23 protein-coding genes and 2 tRNA genes are annotated in these 22,823 nt (G+C 71.3%); 9 read left to right on the forward strand and 16 right to left on the reverse strand.

Going from position 1 to position 22,823, the window contains the following annotated elements; genetic code table 11:
• Positions 1-162: 162 nt before the first annotated feature.
• From argG to ABIC52_RS14195, 6 genes are all read right to left on the reverse strand, one after another.
• The gene (argG, locus tag ABIC52_RS14170) at positions 163-1,602 is read right to left on the reverse strand and encodes an argininosuccinate synthase (protein ID WP_126892401.1); all 1,440 of its coding nucleotides are present in this window, start codon (positions 1,600-1,602) and stop codon (positions 163-165) included.
• A 160-nt stretch (positions 1,603-1,762) separates the two neighbouring features.
• A tRNA-Arg gene (locus tag ABIC52_RS14175) sits at positions 1,763-1,837 on the reverse strand.
• Positions 1,838-1,850: 13 nt separating this feature from the next.
• Positions 1,851-2,966, reverse strand: a complete 1,116-nt coding sequence (locus tag ABIC52_RS14180; protein WP_354027635.1) for an epoxide hydrolase family protein — start codon at positions 2,964-2,966, stop codon at positions 1,851-1,853.
• 236 nt (positions 2,967-3,202) lie between these two features.
• The gene (locus ABIC52_RS14185; protein WP_126892399.1) at positions 3,203-3,697 is read right to left on the reverse strand and encodes an HNH endonuclease; all 495 of its coding nucleotides are present in this window, start codon (positions 3,695-3,697) and stop codon (positions 3,203-3,205) included.
• 378 nt (positions 3,698-4,075) lie between these two features.
• Positions 4,076-5,026 carry a C40 family peptidase gene (locus ABIC52_RS14190; protein ID WP_354027636.1) on the reverse strand — a complete coding sequence of 317 codons (951 nt, stop codon included), beginning with the start codon at positions 5,024-5,026 and terminating at the stop codon, positions 4,076-4,078.
• Positions 5,027-5,329: 303 nt separating this feature from the next.
• A complete protein-coding gene (locus ABIC52_RS14195) occupies positions 5,330-6,025 on the reverse strand; it encodes an iron-dependent transcriptional repressor DtxR (RefSeq protein WP_126892660.1) in 696 nt (231 codons plus the stop codon).
• A gap of 165 nt (positions 6,026-6,190) precedes the next feature.
• On the opposite strand from ABIC52_RS14195, the gene serC reads away from it, so the two are divergent.
• The gene (gene serC / locus ABIC52_RS14200; protein WP_126892661.1) at positions 6,191-7,309 is read left to right on the forward strand and encodes a phosphoserine transaminase; all 1,119 of its coding nucleotides are present in this window, start codon (positions 6,191-6,193) and stop codon (positions 7,307-7,309) included.
• Between the two features lie 102 nt (positions 7,310-7,411).
• Here serC and ABIC52_RS14205 read toward each other — a convergent pair whose 3' ends face one another.
• Together ABIC52_RS14205 and ABIC52_RS14210 are read right to left on the reverse strand one after the other, a co-directional pair.
• The gene (locus ABIC52_RS14205) at positions 7,412-8,071 is read right to left on the reverse strand and encodes a DUF3027 domain-containing protein (protein ID WP_354027637.1); all 660 of its coding nucleotides are present in this window, start codon (positions 8,069-8,071) and stop codon (positions 7,412-7,414) included.
• On the reverse strand, positions 8,071-8,448 hold the full coding sequence (locus tag ABIC52_RS14210; RefSeq protein ID WP_126892663.1) for a cold-shock protein: 378 nt from the start codon (positions 8,446-8,448) through the stop codon (positions 8,071-8,073). The genes ABIC52_RS14205 and ABIC52_RS14210 overlap by 1 nt, the downstream gene beginning before the upstream one ends.
• Before the next feature lie 54 nt (positions 8,449-8,502).
• Between ABIC52_RS14210 and ABIC52_RS14215 the strand changes: the two genes are divergently transcribed.
• From ABIC52_RS14215 to ABIC52_RS14235, 5 genes are all read left to right on the forward strand, one after another.
• The gene (locus ABIC52_RS14215; RefSeq protein ID WP_126892664.1) at positions 8,503-8,802 is read left to right on the forward strand and encodes a hypothetical protein; all 300 of its coding nucleotides are present in this window, start codon (positions 8,503-8,505) and stop codon (positions 8,800-8,802) included.
• A gap of 29 nt (positions 8,803-8,831) precedes the next feature.
• Positions 8,832-10,595, forward strand: coding sequence for a helicase-associated domain-containing protein (locus tag ABIC52_RS14220; RefSeq protein ID WP_209823849.1), 1,764 nt, complete (start codon positions 8,832-8,834; stop codon positions 10,593-10,595).
• 98 nt (positions 10,596-10,693) lie between these two features.
• Positions 10,694-12,388, forward strand: coding sequence for a DNA repair helicase XPB (locus tag ABIC52_RS14225; protein WP_126892318.1), 1,695 nt, complete (start codon positions 10,694-10,696; stop codon positions 12,386-12,388).
• Positions 12,389-12,443: 55 nt separating this feature from the next.
• Positions 12,444-13,139, forward strand: a complete 696-nt coding sequence (locus ABIC52_RS14230) for a response regulator transcription factor (RefSeq protein ID WP_069713320.1) — start codon at positions 12,444-12,446, stop codon at positions 13,137-13,139.
• A 61-nt stretch (positions 13,140-13,200) separates the two neighbouring features.
• Positions 13,201-14,901 carry a sensor histidine kinase gene (locus ABIC52_RS14235; protein ID WP_209675402.1) on the forward strand — a complete coding sequence of 567 codons (1,701 nt, stop codon included), beginning with the start codon at positions 13,201-13,203 and terminating at the stop codon, positions 14,899-14,901.
• Between the two features lie 93 nt (positions 14,902-14,994).
• On the opposite strand, the gene ABIC52_RS14240 is transcribed toward ABIC52_RS14235, so the two are convergent.
• Entirely contained in the window at positions 14,995-15,519 is a 525-nt protein-coding gene (locus tag ABIC52_RS14240; protein WP_354027638.1) for a putative endonuclease domain-containing protein, read from the reverse strand.
• Between the two features lie 42 nt (positions 15,520-15,561).
• Here ABIC52_RS14240 and ABIC52_RS14245 point away from each other — a divergent pair, with 42 nt between their 5' ends.
• Complete coding sequence (locus ABIC52_RS14245; RefSeq protein WP_209823847.1) at positions 15,562-15,990, forward strand: hypothetical protein; 429 nt, start codon at positions 15,562-15,564, stop codon at positions 15,988-15,990.
• Positions 15,991-16,166: 176 nt separating this feature from the next.
• Here the strand turns inward: ABIC52_RS14245 and groL are convergent, their stop codons facing one another.
• The 6 genes from groL to ABIC52_RS14275 form a co-directional block, all read right to left on the reverse strand.
• Complete coding sequence (gene groL / locus ABIC52_RS14250) at positions 16,167-17,786, reverse strand: chaperonin GroEL (protein WP_126892314.1); 1,620 nt, start codon at positions 17,784-17,786, stop codon at positions 16,167-16,169.
• 255 nt (positions 17,787-18,041) lie between these two features.
• On the reverse strand, positions 18,042-18,245 hold the full coding sequence (locus ABIC52_RS14255; RefSeq protein WP_066656547.1) for a cold-shock protein: 204 nt from the start codon (positions 18,243-18,245) through the stop codon (positions 18,042-18,044).
• 182 nt (positions 18,246-18,427) lie between these two features.
• Positions 18,428-19,018 carry a LytR C-terminal domain-containing protein gene (locus ABIC52_RS14260; protein WP_354027639.1) on the reverse strand — a complete coding sequence of 197 codons (591 nt, stop codon included), beginning with the start codon at positions 19,016-19,018 and terminating at the stop codon, positions 18,428-18,430.
• Positions 19,015-19,308, reverse strand: coding sequence for a DUF3263 domain-containing protein (locus ABIC52_RS14265; RefSeq protein ID WP_238638234.1), 294 nt, complete (start codon positions 19,306-19,308; stop codon positions 19,015-19,017). The genes ABIC52_RS14260 and ABIC52_RS14265 overlap by 4 nt, the downstream gene beginning before the upstream one ends.
• A gap of 97 nt (positions 19,309-19,405) precedes the next feature.
• Positions 19,406-20,500, reverse strand: coding sequence for a DUF2332 family protein (locus ABIC52_RS14270; protein ID WP_354027640.1), 1,095 nt, complete (start codon positions 20,498-20,500; stop codon positions 19,406-19,408).
• The gene (locus ABIC52_RS14275; RefSeq protein WP_209675416.1) at positions 20,497-20,964 is read right to left on the reverse strand and encodes a GNAT family N-acetyltransferase; all 468 of its coding nucleotides are present in this window, start codon (positions 20,962-20,964) and stop codon (positions 20,497-20,499) included. The genes ABIC52_RS14270 and ABIC52_RS14275 overlap by 4 nt, the downstream gene beginning before the upstream one ends.
• A 65-nt stretch (positions 20,965-21,029) precedes the next feature.
• Here ABIC52_RS14275 and msrB point away from each other — a divergent pair, with 65 nt between their 5' ends.
• Positions 21,030-21,434 (forward strand): peptide-methionine (R)-S-oxide reductase MsrB, encoded by a 405-nt coding sequence (gene msrB / locus ABIC52_RS14280; protein ID WP_126892672.1) that lies wholly within the window; start codon positions 21,030-21,032, stop codon positions 21,432-21,434.
• A gap of 36 nt (positions 21,435-21,470) precedes the next feature.
• Positions 21,471-21,546 (forward strand) — tRNA-Thr (locus tag ABIC52_RS14285).
• Between the two features lie 241 nt (positions 21,547-21,787).
• Here ABIC52_RS14285 and ABIC52_RS14290 read toward each other — a convergent pair.
• A complete protein-coding gene (locus ABIC52_RS14290; RefSeq protein ID WP_354027641.1) occupies positions 21,788-22,819 on the reverse strand; it encodes an aldo/keto reductase in 1,032 nt (343 codons plus the stop codon).
• Between the last annotated feature and the right edge of the window lie 4 nt (positions 22,820-22,823).

Genomic DNA, 22,823 nt, shown 5'->3' on the forward strand with positions numbered 1-22,823 from the left:
CGCGGGAGGTCGCACGATGCGCACGCATCGGATGCGCGTGCACGAGCCGACGTCACACGTGTTGATCGACGCGCGCGGTGTCGTACCGTGCGCCCGCACCGGACGACGAACGGGAGCCCCCGCGCGCAGCACGGGCTCCCGTTCGTGTCGGTGCGGTGTGGGTCAGTCGGTCCCGGAGTCGAACGCGGCGCCCTCGGACGCGGCGTCCGTCGCGCGGCCGAGTGCCTCGTCCTCGCTGGACACGACGGCCCCACCGAGGATCTCCTCGGCCTCGCCCGCTTGCAGCTGCCCGACGAGTTCGCCCGTCGCGCCGCCGATGAGCCCGGCGGCGGCGTACTGCTCGAGTCGCGAGCGCGAGTCCGCGATGTCGAGGTTGCGCATCGTGAGCTGCCCGATGCGGTCGTCCGGGCCGAACGCTGCGTCACCGACGCGCTCCATCGAGAGCTTGTCCGGGTGGTACGACAGCGCCGGACCCGTGGTGTCGAGGATCGTGTAGTCGTCGCCGCGACGCAGGCGGAGCGTGACCTCGCCGGTGACGGCGGAGGCGACCCAGCGCTGCAGCGACTCGCGGAGCATGAGCGACTGCGGGTCGAGCCAGCGGCCCTCGTACATGAGGCGACCGAGGCGGCGACCCTCGTTGTGGTACGCCGCGACCGTGTCCTCGTTGTGGATCGCGTTGAGCAGACGCTCGTAGGCGATGTGCAGCAGGGCCATGCCCGGCGCCTCGTAGATGCCGCGGCTCTTCGCCTCGATGATGCGGTTCTCGATCTGGTCCGAGGCGCCGAGGCCGTGACGACCACCGATGGCGTTCGCCTCGTACACGAGCGCGACGGCGTCGGCGTACTCGACGCCGTTGATCGCGACCGGACGACCGGCCTCGAAGCGGACCGAGACCTCTTCGGTGGCGACCTCGACGTCGTCACGCCAGGCGGCGACGCCCATGATCGGCTCGACGATGTCCAGGCCGCTCGAGAGCTCCTCGAGGCTCTTGGCCTCGTGCGTGGCGCCCCAGATGTTCGCGTCGGTCGAGTACGCCTTCTCCGTGGAGTCGCGGTAGGGGAAGCCCCGGGCGACGAGCCACTCGCTCATCTCCTTGCGGCCGCCGAGCTCCTCGACGAACTCGGTGTCGAGCCACGGCTTGTAGACGCGCAGGCGCGGGTTCGCCATCAGGCCGTAGCGGTAGAACCGCTCGATGTCGTTGCCCTTGTAGGTGGAGCCGTCGCCCCAGATGTCGACGCCGTCCTCGCGCATCGCACGGACGAGCATCGTGCCCGTGACGGCGCGGCCGAGCGGCGTCGTGTTGAAGTAGGTCTTGCCACCGGAGCGGATGTGGAAGGCGCCGGTCTGCAGGGCGACGAGGCCCTCCTCGACCAGGGCGCTCTTCGCGTCGACGATGCGGGCGATCTCGGCGCCGTACTCCTTCGCGCGGCCCGGGACGGCGTCGATGTCCGGCTCGTCGTACTGGCCGATGTCGGCCGTGTACGTGCAGGGCACCGCTCCCTTCTCGCGCATCCAGGCGACCGCGCAGGAGGTGTCGAGACCTCCGGAGAACGCGATGCCGACTCGTTCGCCGACGGGGAGACTGCTCAGGACCTTGGACACGGGGTCAATCGTACGGGGAGTCCAGTCGGTACATCGACCCGCATCGATCGGCTCGCGTCCGACCTGCTGTGCCCCTCGGAGGCACTGCAGGGACTCGAACCCCCGACGACGACTGGTGCCCCTCGGAGGCACTGCAGGGACTCGAACCCCCGACGATGACTGGTGCCCCTGGAGGGACTCGAACCCCCAACCGTTTCCTTAGGACGGAACTGCTCTTCCGTTGAGCTACAGAGGCTGGCCCGTCCACTCTAGCGGCGGATCGACCCGCGGTACGGCTCCAGGAACGCGCAGACCTCGTCCACGAACAACTGCGGCTGCTCGAACGGCGCGAAGTGCCCGCCCCGGTCGAGCTCGTGGTGGTACACGAGGTTCGTCGTCCGCTCGAGCCACTCCCGCGGTGCCCGGACGATGTCACCCGGGAACACCGAGAACCCCGACGGCACCTCCACCCGCCGACTCAGCTGCGCGGCGGGGATCGCGGCGTTCGCGTGGTACATCCGCATCGACGAGCCGATGGTCGCCGTCGCCCAGTACTCGGTGAGCAGCGCCAGGACCTCGTCCCGCGTGTAGAGCGACCAGAGGTCACCGCCGCAGTCGCTCCACGACCGGAGCTTCTCGACGATCCACGCGGCGAGGCCCGCGGGCGAGTCGGTGAGTCCGACGGCGGCGGTCTGCGGCTTGGTGCGGTGCATCATCGCGTAGGCGCCCTCGGCGGTCCGCCACCGGTCGGTCTCCTGCACGAAGGCCCGCTCGGCCGGCGACAACGAACAGGTGTCGATCCCCGGCCAGGCGAGACCGCCGTCGATCCGGTGCGCGGCGACGACCCGGTCGGGGTGGTCGAGCGCGAGGTAGCGGACGACGTGCGTCCCGATGTCACCACCCGACGCCGCGAAGTGCTCGTACCCGAGGTCCGTCATCAGCGTCGCCCACATGCCCGCGACCTCGCGGGCGTCGAGCACCCGCGGTGGCGCGTCCGAGAAGCCGTACCCGGGCATGTCCGGCACGACCACGTCGAACCCGGCCGCGACGAGCATCGGGAGGACCTTGCGGTACCGCCACCCGGAGTCCGGCCAGCCGTGGGCGAGCAGCAGCGGGAGGGCATCGGGACGACCGGATCGCGCATGCAGCACGTGGACCCGGATACCGTCGACGACGTGCCGTTCGGACGGCAGCGCGGCGAGCTGCTCCCGGTGTGCGTCGAAGTCGAACCCGTCCGCCCAGTACTCGACCAGGGGCCGGAGCTCGTCCACGTCGACGCCGAGCGACCACCCGGTGCCGGCTGGCACGTCCGGCCACCGCGTGGCGCGGAGTCGGGCTCGGAGGTCCTCGATCGTGGCGTCGTCGATCACGGGCGTCTCGCTCATGGCTCGCACGCTACGCCCGCCCGTTCCTTCCCATCACGCGCGCGATGGGAAGCGGAATCGGGCGTACCTGGTCGTTCGGGAAGCCCGGGTACGCCCGTTCCGACCAGGCACGCCCGTTCCGACCGGGTGCACCACTCACGGAAGCAGCCGCGCGCACGCCAGCGCGACCGGGGACGGACGGGAGGCGCGTGGCGGCGCCGCCACGCGCCTCCCGTCCGTCGCGGCGCGAGCCGCCGCTACGCGGCCACCAGGTACTCGTCCCACTCCGACTGCGGGCGCTCGATCCCGCGGACCACCCAGGACGCCCCGTGGGGCGCCTTCGGCCGGAACCGCAGTCGCCACCCCATCTCCTGCGGCGTGCGGTCGCCCTTCGTGTTGTTGCACGCCAGGCAGCAGGCGACGAGGTTCTCCCACGAGTCCTGGCCGCCGCGCGACCGTGGCTGCACGTGGTCGATCGTGGTGGCGTGCCGGTCGCAGTACGCGCAGCGGTTGGCGTCACGCCGCAGGACCCCGCGACGTGAGACCGGCACGAGCCGGGCGTGCGGGATGCGCACGTAGTGCGTGAGGATGATGACGGACGGACGGTCGAAGCTCGCGGACGACCCCGTGACCGGGTGGTCGAGGTCTGCGGCGATGACGGCGGCCTTCTGGTTCATGACCAGCACGAGGGCCCGTCGGTCCGAGATCACCGCGAGGGGCTCGTAACCGGCGTTGAGGACGAGAGTGCGCATGGGTTCCCTTCCGACGGTGCCTGGACGGCTTCCAGGCGCTGCGGGTGCGTCGGGCCGATCGACGTCGACAGGGGACCGCGACCTGCGACCACGCCCTGAACCACGAAGAGCACCACCCGGATGGGCAGTGCTCTCGTCATGCAGGTGCGTGATGGTGCACGCAGGGGGCGGTCGACCGTATGTCCACGAGCGCGCGCCGACCCGTGGTGCGGGTCGTGCGGAACGCTGACATGAGGTCTCCCGTGTTCGGGCCGGATCGGACCGGTGCACCACCAGGCTACGTCGGAAACCGGCCCGACACGAGGGTGTGCGGACCGGTTTCCGGGAGTGTTCACGGGAACGACACACTCGTCGTCGCCGCTGCGCGGGTGTCGGGGATCAGATCCCGAAGCGCACGATGTGGTAGCTGCTCGTCCAGATCGGGCGGATCGAGACGGAACCACCGGGCTTCGGCGCGTCCATGATCATGCCGTTGCCCATGTAGAAGCCGTCGTGCGAGCCGTCGTTGAAGACCACGACGTCACCCGGCTGTGCCTGCGACTCGGGGATCGTGGTGCCCGCGGCGTCCTGCAGCGGGACCGAGTGCGGCAGGCTGATGCCGTACTGCGCGTAGACGTACATGATGTAGCCCGAGCAGTCGAAGCCGGACGGGTCCGCGCCACCGAAGACGTACGGGGTGCCGATGTACTGCTTCGCGGTGGCGACGACGGCCGGCAGCGAGAACGGGGTGTTCGCGGCGGCCGCGCTCGAGGCGATCTGGTTCGCGGACGGGCCGCTGTACGACGAGTACTGCTTCGCGGTCTGCGCACGCGCCGCCTGGGTCGCTGCTGCCTGCGCCTGCGCGGCGGCGGCCTGCTCGGCTGCGGCCTTCTGCGCGGCCTCGGCGTCGAGGGTGGACTGCGCGGTCGCACCGAAGCCGTCACGCGAGGTCCCGGCGAGGGCCACGGCGTCGGACACCGAGAACTGCTGCGCCTGGGCCGCACGGACCTGGCGCTGCGCGTCGGCGGCGGTGGTGGTGCCGTTCTGCTGCGTAGCGGCGACGGCCGGCGCGACGGCCACCGTGCCGAACATGCCGACGGCGACCGTCAGCACGACGGGGGCGAGGAACCGGCGCTTCCGGGCCGAGCTGCTCGCCTTGGCGGCCTCGGCGGCGCGGGCGGCCTGGGCGGCGCGGCGACCGCCGGGGAGCGGGGCGTCGCGGACGGGGGTGATGCGACGGGCGGGGGCCTCGGTCTGGCGCGCGGCCCGCCGGGTGAGCGGGGCGTCGTTCGCGGTGTTCGTCGGGTTCGCGGGCGTCTGGCCGTCCGCGGCGGTACCGGTCTGCGTCAAGGGTGGTGTCTCCGGCGTCTCGTCACCGTCTCCGCCTGGGTCAGGGCGGAGGGGCGGACCCCATCCGTTCGTCATCGTTTCCGATCGAGGCAGGAGACGGGTTCGAGACGTCCTGCCACGGGTCCAGGGCCTCGTGGGCGGCCCGGGGACTCGACGAGTGTACGTGCGGGTCGTTACCTTGTCGAGATGAAACGACGGTTCGGTAACGGAACGATCACGAACCCCTGATCAGGAGCGGTCGACGTTCGTCACCTTGTGCCGATTCTCAGACTGGTACGGCGGCTGGGACCGTGCCTGGGGCGGTCAGTCCCGCTCGATGTAGACGTGCTGCGCGACCTCGGTCGGCAGCTCGATGCCGGCGTCCTCGCCGTCCACCCGCACGGCGACGTACGCCCCCGCGCGCTGCACCCGTGCGACACGGCCCGGCATGACTCCCGCGGTGCGCAGCTGGTGGAGCAGCTCGGGCTCGAACTGCACGGGCTCCCCCAGCCGCCGGACGACACCGGTGGCGACGGCGTCCGTGCCGTCGGTCGCCGCGACGATGTTCTGCACGCCGTCGAGGAACTGCTCCGCCGCCGGACCGCCGATCTCCGCGAGCCCCGGGATCGGGTTGCCGTAGGGCGACTCCGTGGGGTTGCCGAGCATCTCGAGCAGCCGGACCTCGACCTGCTCGCTCATCACGTGCTCCCAGCGGCAGGCCTCGTCGTGCACGAACGCCCAGTCGAGCCCGATGACGTCGGCGAGGAGTCGCTCCGCCAGTCGATGCTTCCGCATCACGTGCGTGGCGCGCGAACGCCCCTCGCCCGTGAGCTCGAGGTGGCGGTCACCGGAGACCACGACCAGACCGTCGCGCTCCATCCGCGCGATGGTCTGCGAGACGGTGGGACCGGAGTGTCCGAGACGCTCGGAGATGCGCGCGCGCAGCGGCACGATCCCCTCTTCCTCGAGGTCGAGGATCGTCCGCAGGTACATCTCCGTGGTGTCGACGAGATCGGTCACGGTCCGCCTCTCATGTCTGGGCCCAGCCCGATCCACCCTACTTGAGCAGTGCGACGAAACCGCACCGCGGGGCGCGTTCCACGGCCTGGAGGCACGGCCCGGGTCCGCCCCGTCCGGCCGGTGCAGGGTCGGTGGCGGTGGGATACCGCTGGCTAGGATCGGCACATGGCAGACATCGTCATCCCCGCCGAACTCCTCCCGACCGACGGACGCTTCGGCTGCGGTCCGTCCAAGATCCGCGGCGCGCAGCTCGAGTCGCTCGTGACCCGCGGGGCGACGATCCTCGGCACGTCCCACCGCCAGAAACCCGTCAAGGACCTGGTCGGCAGCGTCCGTCGCGGACTCGCCGACCTCTTCCAGCTCCCCGACGGCTACGAGGTCGTCCTCGGCAACGGCGGCTCGACCGCGTTCTGGGACGCCGCCGCCTTCGGGCTCGTCGAGCGTCGGGCCGAGAACCTGTCCTTCGGCGAGTTCGGCTCGAAGTTCGCCAAGGCCACGAAGACCCCGTGGCTCGAGGCCCCGCACGTCGTCGAGGCACCCGGCGGCTCCCTCGCCGCCCTCGAGCCGGTCGAGGGAGTCGACGTCTACGCCTACCCGCACAACGAGACCTCGACGGGCGTCATGGCACCGGTCGTCCGCGCGGCGGGGGACGCCGGCGCGCTGACCGTCGTCGACGCCACGAGCGCCGCCGGCGGAGCCGCGTTCGACGTCTCGGCGACCGACGTCTACTACTTCGCGCCGCAGAAGAACTTCGCCTCGGACGGCGGTCTGTGGCTCGCGCTGTTCTCTCCCGCCGCGATCGAGCGCGTCGAGCGCATCGCCGCCTCGGGCCGGTACATCCCGGAGTTCCTCTCGCTGCAGAACGCCGTGGACAACTCGCGCCTCGACCAGACACTGAACACCCCGGCGCTCGCGACCCTGCTGCTGCTCGAGGACCAGGTCTCGTGGATCAACCAGTCCGGTGGCCTGGCATGGGCGGACACCCGGACGAAGACGTCGTCGTCGACGATCTACGACTGGGCCGAGGCCTCCGAGCACGCCACCCCGTTCGTCACCGACCCCGCGCACCGGTCGCAGGTCGTGGCGACGATCGACCTCGACGACGCGATCGACGCGAAGGCCGTGGCCGCGACGCTCCGTGCGAACGGCATCGTGGACACCGAGCCGTACCGGAAGCTCGGCCGCAACCAGCTCCGCGTCGCCACGTTCACCGCGATCGACCCGGACGACGTCGCCAAGCTCGTCCGCGCGATCGACTTCGTCATCGGCGAGCTGCGCGGCTGAGCCCGAGAGCCGCTCCGCCCTCGCGAAACGCAACGAAGGCGGTTCCGCGCAGCGTCGTACCGCTGTGAGGAACCGCCTTCGTTGCGTCTTGCGGAGGGGGCGTCAGGCGCCGTGTCGCTCCGGGTCCGTCTCGGACGGGTCGAGCCGGTCGACCTCGAGGTCCTCGTCGGGGTCGGTGGGCCGGACGCGGGACGCCCGCCGGCGCGAGCCGCGGGAGCGCGCCGGAGCCGGAGCCTCGGCGACCTCGTCGTCGGTGTCGTCGGTGTCCTCGGAGTCGTCCGCTGCGTCGACGTCCACACCGTCGAGCTCGTCGTCGTCGGACTCGGCGAGGTCGTCCTCGTCGTCCTCGAACTCGTCGTCGTCGTCGTCCGCGACGTCGTCGTCGGTCTCGTCGTCGTCCGGGTCCTCGTAGTCGAGGTCCTCGTCGTCATCGTCGTCCGACTCGTCGTCGTCCGACTCGTCGTCCTCGTCTGCCTGCCCGGCGCGGTACTCCGCCATCCGGTCCGCCCACGGCACCCAGTCCGGGGCGACCAGTGACCCGTCGCCGGGCATCAGCTCGACCTCGAGCACGGTGGGTTCGTCGCCCTCGACCTGCGCGATCGAGACCGTCCAGCGCCAGCCGGGGTAGCCGGGCATCCGGTTGGAGAACAGGACCGAGACGACGCCGTCGCCCTCGTCCACGGTGCCGACCGGCTGGCCGACCGTCGACTCCGGGGTGACCTCGAGCAGCGCCTTCCGCGCGAGCTCCGTGTGGTCGACCATCAGGCGTCCAGCTGGTCTGCGACGTGGCGCAGGATCGCGGCGAGGCGCTCGCCGTTCTTCGGGTAGCGACCGTGGCGCAGGTCACCGCTGATCCGGTCGAGCTCCTTCACGAGGTCCTCGACGATCACCGCCATGTCGTCGGCGGAACGGCGGGACATCTTGGCGAGCGAGGGCGCGGGCTCGAGCAGCCGCACGGACAGCGCCTGCGAGCCCTTCTTGCCCTGCACGACCCCGTACTCCAGGCGGGTCCCGGCCTTGACCGAGGTCACACCGTCCGGCAGCGAGGACGCGTGCAGGAAGACCGGCTCACCGTCGTCGCCGGTGATGAACCCGAACCCCTTCTGGTCGTCGTAGAACTTGACCTTGCCGGTGGGCATGCGTGGTCTCCTCGTGGTCTGGAACGGCCGTGGTGCGTCGGATATCCTGGGTCGATGGCCAAGCCGACCCGATCCACCGGGAACACGCGAGACTCCGCGGACACCCCGGTGACGTTCAATCGTACCGAACGCGTCCTCGGGTTCATGATCGGCGGCGTCTTCATCGCCGCGCTCCTCTGCATCGTCGCGATGATCGTGATGTGGCTGACCGTCCCGAGCGCCAACGGATCGATGCCGTGGCCGGTCATCATGGCGATCCCGCTCGTCGGACTCCCCGTCGGCATGGTGCTCGTCTTCGTGCTGCTCGGCCTGACGTGGGCCAAGCGGGCCCGCGAGAACCGGTCGGCACGCTGAGGACCGGCGCGGACCGGAGGCGGCGGACGATGACGACCACCGCAGACCTCGCCGCTCGACTGCGCGCGATGCCCGACGACGAGCTGGAACGGCTCGTCGTCGCCCGCCGCCTGCCGACGGCCGTCCTCGCCGATTCCGGCCCGCAGCACGCCGCCGACTTCTTCGACCTCGCCGAGGCGCTGCGCACCGACGACGCGGTCGACGCCGCACTCGAGCACCTGCCCCGGGCCACCCTGCTCGCGCTCCGTGACGGAACGACCGACGCGGGCGAGCTCGCCCCGGCGGTCGCGCTCGGCCTGGCCGACGACGAGGGCGTCGTCGACGACGCGGTCGCCGCACGCCTGGCGGGTCGGCCCGGGCTCGCGGACCTCCGGCCGGGAGGCACGGCGCCGGTCCGACCCGCCACGCCCGACGAGCAGGCGGCCGACCAGGACCGCGCACGTGCGACCGGAGCCGAGCACGCGTTCACGACGATGACGGTGCTCGCCGAGCTGCTGCGGGCGGTCGACGCGGGCGAGGTCCGCGAGCTCGTCAAGGGCGGCATCGGCACGCCGCTCGCCCGGACCCTCGGTGAGCGCGTCGGCGCCGACCCGGACGTCGTGCCGGACAGCCTCGCCCTGCTCGACCGCACCGGGCTCGCCGATCCCGGCGAGGGCCGCTGGGCCGTGACGCCCGACGGTCGCACCTGGCTCGTGGCGGCGTGGCCGGACCGTTGGGTCGACCTCGCCGGACGGTGGTGGCACTCGCTCGACCCGGCCGTGCACGACGTGCTGCGGACGGCGGGCGACGACCTGCACGACCTGGTCGCCGTCGGGCGGTGGGCGTTCCCGGCCGGAGCCCGCTGGCTCGACGCTGTGCTGCTCGACGTCGCCGGCACCGCCGAGGTCCTCGGCCTCGCGGTCGACGGCACCGTGACCGCGACGGGTCGCGCGGTCCTCGAGGGCGACGCCGCCGCCGCGGCCGAGGACCTGCCGCCGACCGTCGAGGGCGTCTACCTGCAGCACGACCTGACGGTGATCGCCCCAGGTCCGCTGTCGCCGGCCGACGACCACGCCCTGCGCACCGTCGCCGACCTCGAGGCGCCGGGGCTGGCCGCGCGCTACCGCGTCTCCGAGGACTCCGTGCGCCGGGCCCTCCGGGCGGGCAGCACGCGCGACGAGCTGCTCGCACTGCTGGAGCGGCTCTCGGCGACCGACGTGCCCCAGCCCCTCACCTACCTCGTCGACCAGGTGGCCTCCCGCGACGGTGGCCTCGTGGTCGACGTAGCACCGGACGGCCGCGGAGCGGTCGTGCACGGGACGCCGGACCAGCTCGACCTCGTCGGGGTCGACGCCGAGCTGCGGCAGCTGACCTGGGAGCGCGTCGACCTGTCGACGCTGACCGCCCCGCACCCTCCGCACGTGGTCCACGCGGCGCTCGAGGAGCAGCGGTACCCGGCCGTGCTGACGGCCGCGGCACGCCCGGTGGCGCAGGACGCGCCTCCCGGCCGTCGACGTGGCGCCGGCCGCACGCCGGAGCAGGCCGCGCACGCGCTGGTGGAACGGCTGCGCCTGACGACGGAGCGTGGCGACGCGGAGCCGGAGCAGGAGTGGCTCGGGCGGCAGATCGACCTGGCGGTGCGCGGGAAGACGCCGATCCGGCTGACGGTCCGGATGCCGGACGGGTCGGAGCGACCGATGTCGATCGTGCCGACGTCGGTCGCCGCCGGACGGGTCCGCGGCCGGGACACCGCGGTCGACGTGGAGCGGACGCTGCCGCTGTCGCTCGTCGTCGCGGTCGAGAGCGAGGCCTGAGCCACGCGTTCCTGCACAGCCGCGCCTCGCGAGCCGGTTCTCCACCGTTGCGCACCGGGGGCGACGGCTCGCAGCCGCGCCGCCTAGGCTGATCCGTCATGAACGGACCGCTGATCGTGCAGAGTGACCGCACCGTGCTCCTCGAGGTCGCCCACCCCCAGGCCGAGGACGCCCGGCACGAGCTCGCGGCGTTCGCCGAGCTCGAACGCGCCCCGGAGCACGTGCACACCTACCGGATCACGCGGCTCGGCCTGTGGAACGCCCGCGCGGCCGGGCACGACGCCGAGTCGATGATCGGCACGCTCGAGCGGTTCGCGAAGTTCCCGGTCCCGCAGAGCGTCACCGTCGACATCCGCGACACCGTCTCGCGCTACGGCCGGCTCGTCATCCGGCGTGAGGAACGCGAGGACGCCCCGGCGATCGCGAACTCCCCGACCGAGGAGCTCGAGCGCCAGCCGCTCCTGCTCCTCACCGCCGAGGACCCGTCGGTCCTGGCCGAGGTGACCCGGTCGAAGCGCATCAAGCCCCTGCTCGGCGACCAGCGCTCCCCCTCGGAGATCGAGCTGCAGCCCTGGGCCCGCGGGCAGGTCAAGCAGGAGCTCGTGAAGCTCGGGTGGCCGGCGGAGGACCTCGCGGGCTACACGCCGGGGCAGCCGCACCCGATCGACCTCGACACGGCATCCTGGCACATGCGGCCGTACCAGGAGCAGGCCGTCGACACCTTCTTCGCGCAGGGGTCCGGCGTGGTCGTGCTGCCCTGTGGTGCCGGCAAGACGCTCGTCGGCGCCGGGGCGATGGCGACCGTCAAGGCGACGACGCTCATCCTCGTCACCAACACCGTGTCCGCCCGGCAGTGGCGCGACGAACTCCTGCGCCGGACGACCCTGTCCCCGGAGGACATCGGCGAGTACTCCGGCACCTCGAAGGAGATCCGCCCGGTCACCATCGCGACGTACCAGATCCTGACCGCCCGACGGAAGGGCGAGTACACGCACCTGTCGCTGCTCGACGCCCTCGACTGGGGCCTGATCGTCTACGACGAGGTCCACCTGCTCCCCGCGCCGGTGTTCAAGCTCACCGCCGACCTGCAGGCACGGCGACGACTCGGGCTCACGGCGACCCTGGTGCGCGAGGACGGCCGCGAGAGCGACGTGTTCTCGCTCATCGGGCCGAAGCGCTACGACGCCCCGTGGAAGGAGATCGAGGCGCAGGGCTACATCTCCCCGGCGGCCTGCTACGAGGTCCGCATCGACCTGCCGCACCAGGACCGCCTGGAGTACGCGGCGTCGGGCGACGACGAGCGCTACCGGATGGCGGCGACCTCCCCCGCGAAGACCCCGGTCGTGCGCGAGCTCATCGAGAAGCACCACGGTGAGCAGATCCTCGTGATCGGGCAGTACATCGACCAGCTCGACGACCTCGCCGCGTCGCTCGACGCCGCCGAGATCACCGGATCGACCCCGGTCGACGAGCGCGAGCGGCTGTTCCAGGCCTTCCGCGAGGGCTCGATCGACGTGCTCGTGGTCTCGAAGGTGGCGAACTTCTCGGTGGACCTGCCCGACGCGACCGTCGCGATCCAGGTGTCCGGCTCGTTCGGCTCCCGACAGGAGGAAGCGCAGCGCCTCGGCCGTCTGCTCCGTCCGAACAAGGACGGCCTCCCGGCGTCGTTCTACACGCTCGTGACGCGCGACACCGTCGACCAGGACTTCGCGCAGAACCGCCAGCGGTTCCTCGCCGAGCAGGGGTACGCCTACACGATCCTCGACGCCGACCAGGTCCTGGCAGCCGCGTAGCCACCACACGACGCGCTCCCAGGAAACCTCTAGGGAACGGTCAGAGGATGGGTCCATGACCGATGGCCCCAAGATCCTGATCGTCGACGACGAGCCGAACATCCGCGACCTCCTCACGACCTCGCTGCGCTTCGCCGGGTTCGCCGTCCGTGCGGTCGGCAACGGGGCCCAGGCGATCTCGGCCGTGCTCGAGGAGGAGCCCGACCTGATCATCCTCGACGTGATGCTCCCCGACATGAACGGCTTCGGCGTGACCAAGCGCCTCCGCTCGTCCGGGTACACCTCGCCGATCCTGTTCCTCACCGCGAAGGACGACACCGAGGACAAGATCACCGGGCTCACGGTCGGCGGCGACGACTACGTCACGAAGCCGTTCTCGCTCGACGAGATCGTCGCCCGCATCAAGGCCATCCTCCGGCGCACGATGAACGACGAAGAGGACGCGATCATCCGCGCCGGCGAGCTCACCATGGACCAGGACACCCACGAGGTCACCATCGGCGACGCGCAGATCGAGCTGTCCCCGACCGAGTTCAAGCTCCTGCGCTACCTCATGCTCAACCCGAACCGCGTGCTGTCGAAGGCGCAGATCCTCGACCACGTGTGGGAGTACGACTTCAACGGCGACGCGGGCATCGTCGAGTCCTACATCTCGTACCTGCGTCGCAAGCTCGACCAGTACTCGACCGAGCCGATCATCCAGACGAAGCGCGGCTTCGGCTACATGCTGAAGGCGACCAAGGCGTCCTGACGTCGGGTACACGGCGACCGTCCGGTTTCACCGGGCGGTCGCCGCTTATCGTTGGGGCAGCATGCACACGCGAATGAGCCGCTGGTGGGACGGGATCTCCCTCCGCACCAAGATCACCGGGATCACGGTGCTCCTCGTCGCGCTCGGACTGCTCGTCGCCGGCCTCGGCACCATGACGGTGCTGTCGACGTACCTGATGCAGCAGCTCGACAACACCGTCAAGCAGACCACCGAGCAGCTCGAGGGCCAGAACATCAGCGACGGCCAGCAGTACTGCACGCTGTCGATCGTCCTGTCGCAGAGCGCCTACGTCGCCGCCTACGACTCCCGTGGCGACAAGATCTGCCAGACCCGTGCGTCCAGCCGGCCGGACATCCGGTCGCTCGACTTCGCCGCCGCGGCGCAGAACTCGCAGCGGTTCTCGCTGTACGACAGCCAGCACGACCACGAGTGGCGTGCACAGGTCATCCCGGCGTCGCTGCAGAACCAGTCGAGCGGCACGTCGGAGACCGGGTACGTGCTCGTCGCCGTGTCGAGCGCCGACACCGACCAGACCATCGCGCGCTTCACGGTGATCTTCCTCGGCTTCGGCATCTCGGTGATCCTGCTCGGCGCGATGCTCACCCGGCTCCTCGTGACGGCCACCTTCGACCCGCTGCGCGACGTGGAGGACACCGCCGCACGGTTCGCTGCGGGTGACTTCAACCAGCGCCTCGAGGCGGACACCCCGAACACCGAGGTCGGCCGGCTCAACCGCTCCCTGAACGCGATGCTCGAGCGGATCGACTCGGCGTTCGAGGACCGCGAGCGCACCATCGACCAGATGCGTCGCTTCGTGGGTGACGCCTCGCACGAACTCCGGACGCCGCTGGTGTCGCTCCGTGGCTACGCCGAGCTCTACCGGATGGGGGCGCTCCGCAAGGAGGAGGACGTCGCCCAGGCGATGGACCGCATCGAGAAGGAAGCGCAGCGGATGGGCCTGCTCGTGCAGGACCTCCTCCAGCTCGCGCGCATCGACGAGTCGAAGCCGCTCGAGCTCGGCCCGGTCGACCTCGTCGCCATCGCCCGCGACTCGGCGCTCGACACCATGGCGTCGAACCCCGACCGTGAGATCCAGGTGCTGGTCGAGGACGCCGTGACCGGTGTCAGCGTGCCGCAGGCCGTTCGACCCGGCGCGTTCGGGCAGCACGACACCGGCGAGACCCCGGTGTCCCCGCCGTCGGCCAACACGACCGGTCCGATCGCGTTCTCGCGGCAGACCATCGCGCGGCTCCGGGCCCGACGCACCCGGGCCATGGGCGTCGACGGTACGGTGCCGACCGACGAGACCACACCCCTGCCGACCGTCGTGCTGCCCGCTCGTCCGCCGATCGTCCTGGCGGAGGAGAACAAGATCCGCCAGGTCGTGACGAACCTGATGGGCAACGCGATGCGCTTCACCGCGCACGACGACCCGATCGAGATCGGCATCGGCGTGGACGACGACCGCGGCATGGCGCACATCGACGTCATCGACCACGGCGAGGGCATCCCGCCGCAGCTGCGCGAGAAGATCTTCCAGCGCTTCTGGCGTGCCGACACCTCACGCGCGCGGGACACCGGCGGATCGGGCCTCGGTCTCGCGATCGTCTCGGGCATCGTGCACGCGCACAACGGCTCCGTCGAGGTCTTCGACACCGAGGGCGGCGGCGCCACGTTCCGCGTCTGGCTCCCCCTGCTCCCCCGCGACTACACCCCCACCCCGAAGTCCCCCGCCGCCTGACGGCGCCCGCCCGGCCCGCCGGCTGGCTTGCCGGGCGCGCACGATCTGGCACGATCGGGCCCTCCACCCGACCGGACAGACCCGAGGGGCGCATCACCCGCGGCGTGTCTTGCCCGCTCGATCGGCGAACGCACGGCGCAACCGTTCGAACAACACCGCCGGGCGAGCAAGATCCACAGCGGTCGCGTGGATCACGAGCCATCCGTTGACCGTGAAGCCGTTGTTCCTGCGCTGGTCGTGTCGGTAGGTGTCCTGATCGCGGTGGTGATCACCGTCGTACTCCAGGGCGATCCGGTACGTCGGCCAGGCCATGTCCACCCGTCCGAGGAACTGCCCGTCTGCATCGTGCACGTCGACGTTCAGCTCGGGCTCCGGGAACCCGGCGTCGACCACGCCGAGCCGGAGGTGCGACTCCATCGCCGACTCTGCACCGACGCGGATCCGGTCGAGCGCGAGCCGTGCCGTCCGGACGCCTCGTGCACCGGGTCGGATCGCGGCAGCGAGGTCGTCGAGCGTGGCGAGTCCGGCCTTCCCCACCACGTGGTCCCCCAGCGCCACGAGGTCCGCGACGGAGAACGTCTCGGCGCACTCGAACCAGGCCCGGGCTGGTGGACTCACCGGTCCGTACGGACTCGACGCGACTTCCGTGCTCGGAGAACGATGGCCGACGACCCCGGCGCGCCGCATCGCCACGTCGTGCTCGGAGGAGACGTGGACGGTGTCGTCGTCGCGGAGCGCTCGCGGTACCGGTGCACCCCAGAGCCGAGCGGCGGTGACGTGGCTGAAGCGCTGCCCCGGCCGGAGGACGGCACCCACCGCCTCGATCCTGCTGACGTGGGTGCCGGCGGGAGCGCGGACGCCGTGGAGGGGTGTCACGAGGTCACTGCGACGGAGCCGCTCGGGGCCGATGCCTGCACGAAGTGCGTCACCGACGGCGAAGGTGGTCTGGCCGAACGGGACGGGGAGTGGTGGTGGCTGGGGCACGTCTGCGAGGATCGCCCACTCGGCGCCGGAACCAGCCCGAAGCGGCCCGCACTGTGGAGAACGACGCAGGTCGAGCCTCCTGTGCGGGACAGAGCGTCGCAGTGAGCGAGCAGGACATGCCGCGCGGTGACGGTCGCGCGAGCGCGATCCGTCGCCAGGACGGGCTGAGCGTGACGGAAATGGCCCGCTGGGTGAACCCCACCCCACCCCACCCCACTCCCGCCCCCGCACGCGGAAGGGCCCCGCACGCAGCGCGTGCGGGGCCCTTCCGGCTACCGGGACTAGAAGTCCATACCACCCGTGGGGTCGCCGGCCGGCATGGCCGGGTTCTTCTCCGGCTTGTCGGCGACGACGGCCTCGGTCGTGAGGAACAGACCGGCGATCGACGCGGCGTTCTGCAGCGCCGAGCGCGTGACCTTGGCCGGGTCGATGATGCCCGCGGCGACCAGGTCGACGTACTCGCCGGTCGCGGCGTTGAGGCCGTGACCCGACTCGAGCTCGCGGACCTTGGCGGCGACGACGCCCGGCTCGAGACCGGCGTTCAGCGCGATCTGCTTGAGCGGCGCGTCGATCGCGACGCGGACGATGTTCGCACCGGTCGCCTCGTCACCCTGCAGGTCGAGCGAGTCGAGTGCGACGGACGCCTGGATGAGCGCGACGCCACCACCGGCGACGATGCCCTCCTCGACGGCGGCCTTCGCGTTGCGGACGGCGTCCTCGATGCGGTGCTTGCGCTCCTTGAGCTCGACCTCGGTCGCGGCACCCGCCTTGATGACGGCCACGCCACCGGCGAGCTTCGCGAGGCGCTCCTGGAGCTTCTCGCGGTCGTAGTCGGAGTCGGTCGCCTCGATCTCGGAGCGGATCTGACGGACACGGCCCGCGATCTGCTCGTCGTCGCCGGCACCCTCGATGATCGTGGTCTCGTCCTTGGTGATGATCACCTTGCGGGCCTTGCCCAGCAGGTCGAGGGTCGCGTTCTCGAGCTTGAGGCCGACCTCTTCCGAGATGACCTGGCCGCCGGTCAGGATCGCGATGTCCTGCAGCATGGCCTTGCGACGGTCACCGAAGCCCGGGGCCTTGACGGCGACGGACTTGAAGATGCCGCGGATCTTGTTCACGACGAGGGTCGCGAGGGCTTCGCCGTCGACGTCCTCGGCGATGATCAGGAGCTGCTTGCCCGCCTGGATCACCTTGTCGACGACCGGGAGCAGGTCCTTGATGTTGGAGATCTTCGAGTTGACGATGAGGATGTACGGGTCCTCGAAGACGGCCTCCTGGCGCTCCGGGTCCGTGACGAAGTACTGCGACAGGTAGCCCTTGTCGAAGCGCATGCCCTCGGTCAGCTCGAGCTCGGTGCCGAAGGTGTTCGACTCCTCGACGGTGACGACGCCCTCCTTGCCGACCTTGTCGATCGCCTCGGCGATGAGCTCGCCGATGGTGGAGTCAGCGGCCGAGATCGACGCGGTGGCGGCGATCTGGTCCTTGGTCTCGATGTCCTTCGCGTTGGCGAGGAGCTGGTCGGAGACGGCGGCGACGGCCTTCTCGATGCCGCGCTTGAGCGACACGGGGTCGGCACCGGCGGCGACGTTGCGGAGGCCCTCGCGGACGAGCGCCTGGGCGAGCACGGTCGCGGTGGTCGTACCGTCACCGGCGACGTCGTCGGTCTTCTTGGCGACCTCCTTGACGAGCTCCGCACCGATCTTCTCGTACGGGTCGTCGAGCTCGATCTCCTTGGCGATGGAGACACCGTCGTTCGTGATCGTGGGGGCGCCCCACTTCTTCTCGAGGACGACGTTGCGGCCGCGCGGGCCGAGCGTCACCTTCACGGCGTCGGCCAGGATGTTCAGGCCGCGCTCGAGGCCACGGCGGGCCTCCTCGTCGAAAGCAATGATCTTAGCCATGTGAGTTTCTCGTCCCTCCCGGACGTCGTCATGGGGGTCGTGCTGGCACTCAGCGTGAGCGAGTGCCAACGCCGATTCTGGCACTCGCCGAGTGCGAGTGCAACACAGCCGGGAGGCACGGCCCGACTTCCCAGGTGACGGTGCGGCACCGGGTCCACCAGCCCGCCCGGGCGGTGCGGGCCCCGCGACCACGGCACCGCACAAGACGAACGCGCCGCCCCCGAGGGGACGGCGCGTCGACGGGTGGTCCCGGACTCAGGCGGGACGGACCGCCTCGGCCTGCGGGCCCTTGGACCCGGTGCCGACGTCGAACGTCACCGCCTGGCCCTCCTCGAGGACCTTGTAGCCCGACATGTCGATTGCCGAGTAGTGCACGAACACGTCCTGGCCCCCTCCATCCACGGTGATGAAGCCGAAGCCCTTCTCGGCGTTGAACCACTTCACGGTTCCGTTGGCCATGATCTCTTGCTCCCTGGTGCTGCTGTTGCGAACGACGCCGTCGCCGTCTGGCGATGACTCTCGTGCAACAACCGCTGCAAGGCAAGAGGTGTGACGTTCTTCCACGCCGATTCCGTCAAGAATCAACGTGCCCGAAACACCGCCGTCACACAGCGCGCGTCGGCGCGGTCCCGACGAGCCCGTCAGCCGCCGTAGTCGGCGCCGAGCACCACGCTGACGTCGGCGTTCGGGAAGGCCGAGGACTGCTCCACCGTCGCGATGCCCAGGGCCTTCGCCACGCCCTGCGCCACGGCCTGCTGGTCGGGCTCCTGGTAGTAGACGACGGACGTGGTCGCCCCCGTCGTCCCGGCGTCGCCAGTCGACGCGACCTTCCAGCCGGCGCTGGTCAGTGCGGTGCGGCCGCGGGCGGCCAGACCGGTGGTCGTCGTGCCGTTCAGCACGACCACGCTCGTCGCGCCCTGCGCCGACGGCTCCGCCGCACTCGGCTCCTCGGACGCGGGCGCGGACGGCTCGTCGGACGGCGACTCCGAGGGCGCGGCCGACGCGGAGGAGCTCGACGAGGGACGCGGCGACGAGGTCGAGCCCGGGAACGAGTAGCTCCCGTTCAGCAGCGCGAGCACGAGGACACCGACGAGCACGAGCACGCCGGTGGCGAGGGCACCCCAGGCGAACGCGATCCACCCGCGTCCACGACGACGGGCACCGCGGTGCGCTCCGACCCGGGGGCCGTCGGAGACCTCGTCGAACCGGTCTCGCGGGTATCTCTCGGTCATCGTTCCTCTTCACGGGGATCGGGCGCGGGGGCGACGAACGCGCGCGCCGCTCGTGCTCGGGTGCGTTCGTGGCGGAGCCGCTGCAGCCGACCGACCAGCTGCGGGTCGAGAGCGAGCGCGGCAGGCAGGTCGATCACGCGGTTGAGCACCTGGTAGTAGCGCGCCGGTGACATGTCGAACTCGACCCGGATCTCCGCTTCCTTCGTGCGGTCGTGTCGCGCCCGGTCGTGCTCGAACGCGAGCACGCGCTGGTCGAGCTCGCTGAGCTCGTCGGTGGGGAGGGCGGTCACGGCACTTCCGGTCACGGTTCGGTCACGGGTCTCGCACATCGTAGGGGTGCCCGGCGGTCCGACCCTGGTACGCGGCTGGACTGTCGCGAGACCCGGTTCAGGCTCCCGGTCGCCGGAACCACCGGACGCGCACGCCGAACGGGTCGCAGACCGCCAGCGCCACACCGTCGAGCGAGACCGTCGCGAACGCGTCCGGGTCCGCCGGGTCGACGTCGTCCGGCAGCGTCGCGGCCACCCCGCGCAGGATCCCGGTGCGCTCGAGGGCGACCCAGTGCACGCCCCGCTCCCGCAGGCGGTCGACCACGCGCTGCCGGTCGGGTCCCGGCACATAGACGAGGGTCCCGGTGGTGAGCACCACCGGTCGGACGCCGTCCGGCAGGGCGTCCAGTGCGCGGTCGACGTCACCGGGCAGCGTGCCCCGGATCCGGACGGGAGGCACGGCGAGCGTCGCACGCGCTGCCTCGCGCATCAGGGCGGTGCGGTCCGTCGCCTCGGGCGGGACGGTCTCCACCAGACGGTCGAACGCCCCCGGCTCGGCGAGGTCGATCGGGTTCGGGTCGAGGGCGACCCGCGCCCCGATCCGGATCGGGGTGCCGGACGGCTCGGGGAGCGTCCCGCTGGCCTCGACCGTCAGGTGCACCGACGGCTCGGCGACGGCGGTGTGCACCCGGACGCGGTCGGACCGCGCCCCTGAGCGGACGTCGCGCCCCCGGGCACCGGGGTGCAGCGTCCGCGAGGGGGCGCGACCGGCGTCGGGCGACCCCGCGACGACGTGGTCGAGCGTGACCCGGTCCGGGATCGAGCAGAGCCCGGCGGCGGCCCCGGCGTCGACGAGTCCGAGCGGCCGCGGGTCGCCGGCCTGCGCCGATGCCGCGGCGAGCGCCTGCAGGACCGGGACGACGGGGCCGAGCCGCCGCGGGTCGTTGGCCTGCACCGTGGCGGTGGTGAGGGCCGTGACCAGCGCGGGGCGGGCCTCCCGTCCGAGTGCACGCAGCGCCCCGGGGTCCGACGGGTCCGCGCCGAGTCGCCGCGCGACCGCGAACACGAGCTCCGGCTGCCGCTGCTGCGCCGGCAGCGTGTCCAGGAGCGCGACCAGGTCGTCGTCGACGGACCGCGCCCAGGCCGCGTACGACGGCGAGACCGGGCCGATGCGCTCCGCGTAGGCGGCGTACCGCTCGCGCGTGCCCGTCACGGGCGGTGCATGCCGACGTGGCGGATGCCGGCCTCGTCGTACGGCACACCGAACCGGACGAAGCCGTGGCGTTCGTAGAGGCCCGCGACGTACTCCTGGGCGTGCAGGACGAACGGCTCGTGCCCGTGTGCGTCGAGGACGGCGGCGACCAGGCGTCCGGCGATCCCCTGCCCGCGGTGGCCCGGGTGGGTGGCGACCCGGCCGACGACCCAGGCCGGCGGCGGCGAGCCCGCCGGGTGCTCCTCGTCGGCTGCGGGCCGGACCAGGCGGAGGTACCCGACCGGATCGTCGTCCGCTCCGAACCACCAGTGCTCGGTGTCGGGTTCACGGTCACGGCCGTCGAAGTCGTCGGCGGTGACCCGCTGCTCGAGCGCGAAGACGCGGTTCCGCAGCCGCACGATGCCGTACAGTTCGTCCGTCGTCAGGCGGGTCCAGCGGGCGTGGCGGACGGAATGCTCGGACATCGTCGCGAGTTTACTGAAGGGGTCGGGCATCACCATCGAGCCCCGACCGGAAGCAGGAGGAAGCAATGGCGTACAACGTCGACAAGTCCGACGCCCAGTGGCGCGAGGAGCTCTCCCCGGACCAGTACGCCGTGCTCCGGCAGGCCGGGACCGAGCGTCCGTGGACGGGCGAGCTGCTCGACGAGGAGCGCGCCGGCATCTACACGTGTGCAGCGTGCGGCGCGGAGCTGTTCCAGAGCGGCACGAAGTTCGACTCCGGCTGCGGCTGGCCGTCGTTCTACGAGTCCGTGCGGCCCGAGGCGGTCCAGCTCATCGAGGACAAGTCGCTCGGCATGGTCCGCACCGAGGTCCGCTGCGCGAACTGCGGCTCGCACCTCGGGCACGTGTTCCCCGACGGCTTCGGCACCCCCACCGGTGACCGCTACTGCATGAACTCGCTCTCGCTGAACTTCGCCGAGCAGAGCGAATGAGCCCCCGGCGCGCTCGCCGCTAGGATGGGCGCGTCAGCCGGCATGGCGCAATTGGTAGCGCACCGTACTTGTAATACGGGGGTTGCGGGTTCGAGTCCCGCTGCCGGCCCCAGCACTGCGCAGGACGGAGGGCCCGGACGGGTGTCGTCCGGGCCCTCCGGTACACGCGGAACACGGATCAGGAGGCGTTCCGGGCGCTCGACGCGGTAACCAGCCGGCCGTACTTCGATGGTGACACCATGCCCGGTGACGTGTCCACGCTTCCGGGCCGAATCGCGCGAAGCCGCACGGATCTGCAGGAAGCGGCCGCCTCGTCTGCGCTCTCGCTGAGTGCCGCAGCGCCCCGCTGGCGTTCAGCGACCGCCCGTGATCCGGCGCTCGCGCTGTGCGACGCCGGCGGTGCCGTACGGGTAGTCGTCGATCCGCGGAGCGCTCGCGTCGGTCAGGGCCTGCAGCTCGTCGTCGGTGAGCACGAGGTCAGCCGCACCGAGGTTGTCCTCGAGCTGCGACACCGTCCGGACGCCGAGGATGACGCTCGTCACCGCGGGGCGTGCGAGCAGCCAGGCGAGGGCGACCTGCGACCGCGAGGCACCGTGCGCGTCGGCGACGTCGGACACCGCGTCGAGCACCTTCCACGTGCGCTCGTCGGCGTTCCGGGCCTCCCACGCCTCCATGCCGCGCTGCGGGTCCTCGCCGAGCCGTGTCGAGCCCGTCGGCGCCTCGTCGCGCTGGTACTTGCCCGAGAGCCAGCCTCCGGCCAGGGGCGACCAGGGCAGCAGGCCGATCCCGGCGTCCAGGCACGCCGGGACGACCTCGTGCTCGATGTCGCGCACGAGCAGGTTGTACTGGGGCTGCAGCGTCACCGGCGGTGCCCAGCCGTGGGCCTTCGCCTCGTACACGGCCTTGGTGACCTGGTAGCCGAGGTAGTTCGAGAAGCCGTAGGTGCCGATCTTCCCGGCGGACACCGCGTCGTCCAGGAAGCGCAGGGTCTCCTCGATCGGGGTCAGGGCGTCCCACGCGTGCATCTGGTACAGGTCGATGTGCTCCACGCCGAGCCGTTCGAGCGACGCGTCGAGGGCGACGCGCAGGTGCCGGCGGGACAGGCCGAGGTCGTTCGGACCGTCGCCCTGGGGGAACCGGCCCTTCGTCGCGAGGACGACCTGCTGTGCCTCGGTCGGGTGGGCGGCGAGCCACCGGCCGATGATGCGCTCGGACTCGTTGCCGGAGTACACGTCCGCGGTGTCGACGAGCGTGCCGCCCGCTGCGACGAACGTGTCGAGGATCTGGTGGGAGGTGGGTTCGTCGGCCTCACTGCCGAACGTCATGGTGCCGAGGGTCAGCGTCGACACCGATGTCCCGCTGTTGCCGAGGAGTCTGTAGTCCATGGCG

The organism is Curtobacterium oceanosedimentum (assembly GCF_040545555.1).
In the GTDB taxonomy this organism is placed as follows: Bacteria; Actinomycetota; Actinomycetes; order Actinomycetales; family Microbacteriaceae; genus Curtobacterium.

What these genes read in the sequence shown, in the direction of transcription:
- ABIC52_RS14230 (WP_069713320.1), top strand. Translation starts at nt 12,444, where the DNA reads ATGACCGATGGCCCCAAGATCCTGATCGTCGACGACGAGCCGAACATC.
- ABIC52_RS14205 (WP_354027637.1), bottom strand. Translation starts at nt 8,071, where the DNA reads ATGGTCGACCACACGGAGCTCGCGCGGAAGGCGCTGCTCGAGGTCACC.
- ABIC52_RS14215 (WP_126892664.1), top strand. Translation starts at nt 8,503, where the DNA reads ATGGCCAAGCCGACCCGATCCACCGGGAACACGCGAGACTCCGCGGAC.
- ABIC52_RS14185 (WP_126892399.1), bottom strand. Translation starts at nt 3,697, where the DNA reads ATGCGCACTCTCGTCCTCAACGCCGGTTACGAGCCCCTCGCGGTGATC.
- ABIC52_RS14260 (WP_354027639.1), bottom strand. Translation starts at nt 19,018, where the DNA reads ATGACCGAGAGATACCCGCGAGACCGGTTCGACGAGGTCTCCGACGGC.
- ABIC52_RS14210 (WP_126892663.1), bottom strand. Translation starts at nt 8,448, where the DNA reads ATGCCCACCGGCAAGGTCAAGTTCTACGACGACCAGAAGGGGTTCGGG.
- ABIC52_RS14235 (WP_209675402.1), top strand. Translation starts at nt 13,201, where the DNA reads ATGCACACGCGAATGAGCCGCTGGTGGGACGGGATCTCCCTCCGCACC.
- ABIC52_RS14225 (WP_126892318.1), top strand. Translation starts at nt 10,694, where the DNA reads ATGAACGGACCGCTGATCGTGCAGAGTGACCGCACCGTGCTCCTCGAG.
- ABIC52_RS14245 (WP_209823847.1), top strand. Translation starts at nt 15,562, where the DNA reads ATGGCCGACGACCCCGGCGCGCCGCATCGCCACGTCGTGCTCGGAGGA.
- ABIC52_RS14290 (WP_354027641.1), bottom strand. Translation starts at nt 22,819, where the DNA reads ATGGACTACAGACTCCTCGGCAACAGCGGGACATCGGTGTCGACGCTG.
- serC (WP_126892661.1), top strand. Translation starts at nt 6,191, where the DNA reads ATGGCAGACATCGTCATCCCCGCCGAACTCCTCCCGACCGACGGACGC.
- ABIC52_RS14220 (WP_209823849.1), top strand. Translation starts at nt 8,832, where the DNA reads ATGACGACCACCGCAGACCTCGCCGCTCGACTGCGCGCGATGCCCGAC.
- groL (WP_126892314.1), bottom strand. Translation starts at nt 17,786, where the DNA reads ATGGCTAAGATCATTGCTTTCGACGAGGAGGCCCGCCGTGGCCTCGAG.
- ABIC52_RS14275 (WP_209675416.1), bottom strand. Translation starts at nt 20,964, where the DNA reads ATGTCCGAGCATTCCGTCCGCCACGCCCGCTGGACCCGCCTGACGACG.
- msrB (WP_126892672.1), top strand. Translation starts at nt 21,030, where the DNA reads ATGGCGTACAACGTCGACAAGTCCGACGCCCAGTGGCGCGAGGAGCTC.
- ABIC52_RS14180 (WP_354027635.1), bottom strand. Translation starts at nt 2,966, where the DNA reads ATGAGCGAGACGCCCGTGATCGACGACGCCACGATCGAGGACCTCCGA.
- ABIC52_RS14255 (WP_066656547.1), bottom strand. Translation starts at nt 18,245, where the DNA reads ATGGCCAACGGAACCGTGAAGTGGTTCAACGCCGAGAAGGGCTTCGGC.